3 protein-coding genes are annotated in these 1,607 nt (G+C 37.3%); 2 read left to right on the top strand and 1 reads right to left on the bottom strand.

Annotated elements, in window-relative coordinates; all coding sequences use genetic code 11:
* Positions 1-297, top strand: a 297-nt coding sequence (locus tag ABFC98_08465) for a hypothetical protein (GenBank protein ID MEN6446053.1), incomplete at its 5' end; no start/stop codon positions are given.
* Between the two features lie 34 nt (positions 298-331).
* Here the strand turns inward: ABFC98_08465 and ABFC98_08460 are convergent.
* Complete coding sequence (locus ABFC98_08460; protein MEN6446052.1) at positions 332-553, bottom strand: hypothetical protein; 222 nt, start codon at positions 551-553, stop codon at positions 332-334.
* A gap of 304 nt (positions 554-857) precedes the next feature.
* Here ABFC98_08460 and ABFC98_08455 point away from each other — a divergent pair.
* Positions 858-1,607: aldo/keto reductase (locus tag ABFC98_08455; protein ID MEN6446051.1), on the top strand; the 750-nt coding region annotated here is incomplete at its 3' end.

The raw sequence follows: 1,607 nt of genomic DNA, 5'->3' as shown, positions 1-1,607 counted from the left end.
TCTTATATTATTCCTTTACTGGCGCTGATGGATATTAAAGGGATGAATGTTCAGGAGTCTGATCCTGAAAAAGTTTATCAGGTATGGAGTGATTTTAAGGTGAGCCCAATGGGCGCAAACTTGCAGCTAATTTTTTATAGGAATGATAAAACGGGTGATATTATAGTAAAACTCCTTCATTGTGAGAAAGAGGTGGAAATTCCGGTTACAACTGATATAGCTCCATATTATCATTGGAAAGATATTAAAGCTTATTACGAAAAGAAACTCGCCGGAAAGACTGGCGATAGGGGTTAAATTCATTTTGAGGCCCTAAAATGCCTGTAATCCACTACTTTTTATTGTCGTTTTTAAGCAGGAAGAGTCCTCCAATAAGAGATGCAACAGCAAGGCCAAGCTCTATATAGGCACTCTCTTTACCCGTATTATCCTCTGCTTTTAGTTCAATACCAAGTACATTTACAGAGTGTTTACTCTCTCTGTAATCTTTTATACCAAGATATCCTAGAAAGAGTGAAACAACAATTAATATTACTGAAAAAATCTTTTTCATAATCTTGATGTGATTAAATCTCTGCAATAATTTTATCTAATTCTTCTTTTGTTTGACCAAGCTTTTTTTGAAGTTTTCCCATTTTTTGAATTTTAAATTGTTAATTACGCTGTAAAGGTGGTCACATTAATTCCGGATAGCGTTACACACTTCTTGAAATAAGTTACATTATTCACATATATCTATAATAAGGCCTCAACAGAACAAGAGATATTGAGAATCTGGAAAAAGTTTCTTGATAATTATGTAAATTTGTGAACATAGAACATAGAAGAAAGGTATGCTAATAAAATAACTAAAAATCATGAAGTATAGAAAATTAGGCAACACAGAAATTCAATTATCAGCAGTCGGACTGGGCTGTATGTCTATGAGTCACGCTTATGGAGTCAGAGACGATAAGGAATCTTTGGCAACATTGAATAGGGCAATCGAACTGGGTATTAACTTTTGGGACACTGCCGATTTTTATGGTAACGGAGACAACGAAGAGCTAATTTCCAAGGTATTGGTACCAAACCGCGATAAGATTTTTATTGCAACTAAATTTGGAATGAGAGTTGATCCCCAAAATCCATCTCAAACTTATGTCGATACATCACCCGCTTACATGAAAACTGCCGTTGAAGCCAGTTTACGCAGGTTGAAAATTGAAACCATCGACCTGTTTTATGCTCACCGAATCAATCCTAAAGTGCCGGTAGAAGAGATGGCGGGTGCAATGAGCAATCTGGTAAAAGAGGGAAAAGTACGCTTTCTCGGATTATCTGAAGCATCTGTGGAATCCATCCGCAAAGTCCATTCGGTACATCCCGTTTCTGCATTGCAAAGTGAGTATTCTCTGCTTACACGCGACGTGGAAAAAGAAATTTTACCTCTTTGTAAAGAGCTTGGGATAACTTTTGTGCCCTTTAGTCCGCTTGCACGTGGATTGATGACCAATACAATAGATAAACTGGGCGAAACCGATTGGCGTAATCAACTTCCGCGATTCAGCGGTGATTATTGGGAGAATAATCAAAAACTGGCACACGCTTTTGCAGAATTGGCGGCT

The organism is Candidatus Cloacimonas sp., from assembly GCA_039680785.1.
Taxonomy (GTDB): Bacteria; Cloacimonadota; Cloacimonadia; order Cloacimonadales; family Cloacimonadaceae; genus Cloacimonas.
Note: the sequence above shows the minus strand (reverse complement) of the source record. Positions and strands in the feature narration are given on the sequence as shown.

What these genes read in the sequence shown, in the direction of transcription:
- ABFC98_08460 (MEN6446052.1), bottom strand. Translation starts at nt 553, where the DNA reads ATGAAAAAGATTTTTTCAGTAATATTAATTGTTGTTTCACTCTTTCTA.